This is a genomic window from Streptomyces panacea (assembly GCF_040560175.1).
Taxonomy (GTDB): Bacteria; Actinomycetota; Actinomycetes; order Streptomycetales; family Streptomycetaceae; genus Streptomyces; species Streptomyces panacea.
Genome location: NZ_JARJHW010000315.1, coordinates 1 through 4,551, shown reverse-complemented (window position 1 = coordinate 4,551; position 4,551 = coordinate 1). Strand labels below are relative to the sequence as shown.

The window sequence follows — 4,551 nt, the reverse complement described above, 5'->3', positions numbered from 1 at the left end:
GGCGCGTCCTCGTGCCCCTGCCCGAAGACGCTGCACCACGACCACGACGCCGCCGTACGCGCACACAGCGCCGCGCTTGACCTGGAGGTCGAGAACACCGCCCTGTCGTCGGGACAGCGACTCGACGAGGCCACCCAACACTGGTCCAACGCCGCGCGGTTGTGGGGGCAGGTGCTCCGCCGCGCCGTGTTCTGGGACCACGTACGGCACCGCATCTCCGTACTCGACGACCGGCAGCTCGACGAGTCCGTGATCGACACGCTCCGGGACGCGCTGCCGACCACCCTCGTCAGACCGCTCATCGAGCTGGCCGCGGCGGCGTCGACGCCCGCCGACCGGGCCCGGCTCGCCGTCCGGGCGCGTGACTGGCCCCTCGTACCGTCCAACTTGGTCGACGACCAGCTGGAGGAGGCCGCCGCGCCTCACTACGAGTCGCTGCGCGCGACCGCGAAACGGGCGTCGTCCCAGTTGGAAGGGGGGAACTGGGACGGCGCCGCGGCCGAGGCGTACGACCACGCCCTGCCCGCACTGGCCCGGCTGGAGGCCCTGGTCCCGTACGCCCGGCACCGCCGTACCGCGAGCGCCCGCAACGATGTGGCGGTGCTGCTCAACAACTGCGCCACCGCCGCCGCGGACGCGCTCGGCCCGGCGGCGAATCTGAACGCGTCCAAGTGGTTCCGTACGGCGGCCGAACTCGCGACGGACCCGGTCACCCAGCAGACGATCAAGACGAACCGTGACGGGCTGGCCGAGATGATGGCCACGTTCACGCAGATCAAGGCTCAGGTCGACCAACTTCTCGACGCCGGCCATGTCCATCTGGCCAGAACCCTCCTGCTGCGGGTCAAGACCCAGCTGGCCGGCGGTCCGGGGTCCGATGAGATCGACCGGATGCTGGCCGATCTCCGGGTCCGGCCCGGTACGTACACACCGCGACGAATCGGCGGCGGGGCCAGGGCCCGGGCCCTGGCCCTGGCCTGGGCCGTGCTCCTCGCCCTGGGGATCCTCTTCGCGGCGTGGACAGCGGGGTCCTTCGACGGCGACGGGGACGCCGGTTCCGGCTCCGGCCCGCAGTCGCTGCGCGGTGTGGCGGTCGTGTCCGCGGCCGAGATCACGGACAACAGCCCGGTGGGCAGCTGCATCGAGCAGGAGTCGGACTGGACGCCCGGCGCGCGCGAGGTGGACGTGGTCCCGTGCGACGAGCCCCACTGGGGCGAGGTGGTGGCGTACGTACCACTGGTGGACACGGCGTCCAGGTACCTGACGGCGGAGTACCCCGGGATCGACCAGGCGGTGGCGCTCTCCCGGTTCCGGTGCGAGCGCGCCCTCGCCGAGTTCCGCCCGGACGACACGAGGGTGACGGTCAAGTACTCGACGCCGGGCGAGGACGCCTGGAATCCGTCGGGGCCGACGCTCGACGAGTACGCGACCTGCGTAGCGCACCGGCGGGACAACCAGAACATGACGGCCGCCGACCGGGTGGGCGTGGACGCGCCGGCCATTCCCACGTTCGTGCCGATGCCCACGTTCGCCGCGAACATAGCGGTGAACGCGCCGGTGGGATCGTGCGTGGAGAGCAAGACCGACCTCGCCACCGTGACGGCGGACCTGCCCATCGTGCCCTGCGGTGAGGCCCATTGGGCGGAGATCGTGGGCTATCCCGTGCTGTACGCCGACGACGCGGGCGAGTGGCCCGGCGACAAAGCTGTCTTCGACCGGGCACGGGCGGCGTGCGAGGACCGGACGAAGGGGCTGTCCAGCGAATTGCGCCTGCACGTCACCTATCCGGCCCAGGACTGGTGGACCAGCGCGGACCGCCCGATCTACGCCATGTGCGCCGTGTCCTACCTGGCCGACAACATCTTCACCGGCGGACTGCGATGACGCGCCCGCCGGACGGACGACTGCCGATGATGACCACGGAGGAGAAACGGGTGGTGGGGGTCAAGGGGGCTGCTCTGCGGGTCAGTTCGCCGGAGGGCGGGCTGAACGTCTTCGAGCTGAGCGGCATGTCCGTCACCGTCGGGCGCGCCGTGCCCGAGCGGGCTCCCGACGTGGGTCTCGGACCCGATCCGCAGCGCTGGGTCGGCCGGCTGCACTGCACGCTCGACTTCGCCGACGGCATGTGGTCGGTGACGGACAACGCGAGCGTCAACGGGACGCTGCTGAGACACGGCGACACCATCGAACGTCTCCAGGCGCGCAAGCGCATACAGCACGGGGACACCGTGCTGATCCTCGGCGACATGGACCCCGAAGGGGAGCCGGTGTACTGGGAGTTGACCTTCCTGGACCCGCACACCACCCGGCCGGCGCCGTTCGGTTCGCCGTCCGAGGTACGCCACACCGGACCGTGCCTGCGATACGACTGGGTGGCCGCCAGGGCGTACCGCAACGTGGACGGCGAGGAGACCCTGATCACCGGACTGCGGCCGCAGGGACACCAGTTGCTGCGCTACATGGCGGGGCGCAGCACGAGCGGCGCGGCCGTCGCCTGTGAACACGCCGAGCTGATCACGGCGTTGTGGGGAGCGCACGAGGAGTGGGCCCCGCATCGCTCGTACAGCAGGGCGGACATCGCGGGGGTCGTACGGGCCGTACGGCGCTGTGTGGAGGCGGATCCGTCGAATCCGAGGATCCTGGAGACGGTGACGGGCATCGGGTACCGGCTCAACGTCCATGCGGGCGGGGGCGGTACGGGGACAGCAAGGGCTACGGGGAAACAGGGGGCGTGACGGGGATGACACTGCTCGTCAGTGGTGACCGGGTCAGCGACACCCTCGTGATCGACCGCTCGCTGGGCGAGGGGGCGTTCGCCGAGGTCCACCGGGTGCGCCACGAGTATCTCGGCTGGCAGGCGATGAAGCTGTTCAAACGGGTCGCCTCCAAGGAGGAGACGGTACGGATGCTGGACGAGGCCCGGCTGCTGTCGACGCTCGGGCACCCGAACATCGTCCGCGTCTTCGACGCCAACACCGTGCGCACTCCGGAGGGGGTGCGGGGCTTCTTCACGATGGAGTACGTCGCGGGCGGCAGCCTCGAACGGCTGGCCGCCGCGCACAAGTCGATGGTGCCCAGGGACCTGGTCGCCGAGGTGATGACGCAGATCGCGAGCGGTCTCGCCGTCGCGCACGACCAGGACCCGCCGATCGTGCACCGGGACGTGACGATGGCCAACGTCCTTGTCGGCTACGACGGCACGGGCATGCGGGTGCGGGTGAGCGACTTCGGGCTGGCCAAGCGCGCCGACCCGTTCACGCATCTGGCCAGCGCCCAGGGGACGTACGCCTTCATGGCGCCCGAAGTGATGCGCAACCAGGGCTACTCGTGCGCCAGTGATGTGTGGTCGGTCGGTGTGATCGCGTATCTGCTGCTGACCAACCGCTTTCCGTTCCATCAGGGCGGGGAGGAGTTCTCGTCTTTCTCCTTCGGCCGGTTCAACCGGTCGCTGCTGCCGCCGAGCAGCTACAACGACGAGGTCGACGCGGACCTGGACCGCATCGTGCTCGCCATGCTCGAACTCGATCCGCAGAACCGGCCGGCCACGGCCCAGATCCTCGGGGACGCGCTGCGCGAACGCGCGGAGTCCATGGCCGCGGCGGCGGCGGGCAACTCGGCGCGATCCGGCGCCGGTTCGGGCTCCGGCTCCGGCTCGGGCTCGGGCAACTCCGCCGGGTCCGCCGGCTCCTCTGCGTCCGGGGCCGCGCGCGCGGGTGGGGAGCCCAAGGCCGTATCCAGACGTCCCAACAGGCCGCCCACCGAACGCGCGCGTCGGCTGGCCGAAGAAGCACTCGCACTGGCTCGCTCGCCGGGGGAACTCGACCGCGCCGCCGACCTCATGGAGGAGGCCGTCAACTTGTCGCCGTACCTGCGTGACCTGCATCTGTCCAAGCTCACGCTGTGGCGCCGGGGGGTGATGATGTGAACGGGCGTCGCCTGTCCCGGCTGCGGGCCGAACTGCGACAGCGCAGACACCATCCCGCCTTCCGGATCGGGCCGCTGCCGGGGGACGAGGCGTCGCGCGAGGAACTGGAGCGGCTGCTCGCGGCGGTGGTGGCGGTAGCGGCGTCGTCGGGATCGGCGTCGGCGGCGGTTCCTTCGATGGAGACCGGCGTCATCGTTGATTCCCAACCACCTTCTGGCGAGGGCCCGTTGAAGGACCCGCTGGACGAGAGGGCGCTCGCCGAGGCCGCGACGAATCTTTGGCGTGCCCAGCGCAGGCTCAGCCGCCAGGGTGAGGAGGCGTCCACGCGCTCGCGGCAGACCGGCCGCTATCTGCGTTCGTGCCGTGAGGCGCTGGACGACGCCGGTCTGCTGGTGCAGGAACACGAGGGCGACGTGTTCCACGCCGGTCGTTCGCTGGAGGCGCTGGCCTTCGAGGACGATCCGTCGCTGGCGGCCGACACCGTACGGGAAACCATCCGGCCGACGATCTATCTGCACGGTCGCCGTATCCAGATGGGCCAGGTGATCGTGGGCTGTCCGCCCGAGCCGCCCGAGCCGCCCGCGGCCGCGCCGGCCCCGCCGCCGCCCGAGCCCGAGGACTCCGTC

At 70.9% G+C, this 4,551-nt stretch carries 3 protein-coding genes and 1 pseudogene; all 4 read left to right on the top strand.

Features of this window, described 5'->3' with window-relative positions:
• Positions 1–1,884, top strand: a pseudogene (locus P3L51_RS35280) (hypothetical protein); the annotation flags it as partial.
• Between the two features lie 26 nt (positions 1,885–1,910).
• A complete protein-coding gene (locus tag P3L51_RS35275) occupies positions 1,911–2,735 on the top strand; it encodes an FHA domain-containing protein (RefSeq protein ID WP_354609447.1) in 825 nt (274 codons plus the stop codon).
• A gap of 5 nt (positions 2,736–2,740) precedes the next feature.
• Positions 2,741–3,925 carry a serine/threonine-protein kinase gene (locus P3L51_RS35270; RefSeq protein ID WP_354609449.1) on the top strand — a complete coding sequence of 395 codons (1,185 nt, stop codon included), beginning with the start codon at positions 2,741–2,743 and terminating at the stop codon, positions 3,923–3,925.
• A partial coding sequence (locus tag P3L51_RS35265) for a hypothetical protein (RefSeq protein WP_354609446.1) occupies positions 3,922–4,551 on the top strand: 630 nt, incomplete at its 3' end. The genes P3L51_RS35270 and P3L51_RS35265, both read left to right, overlap by 4 nt.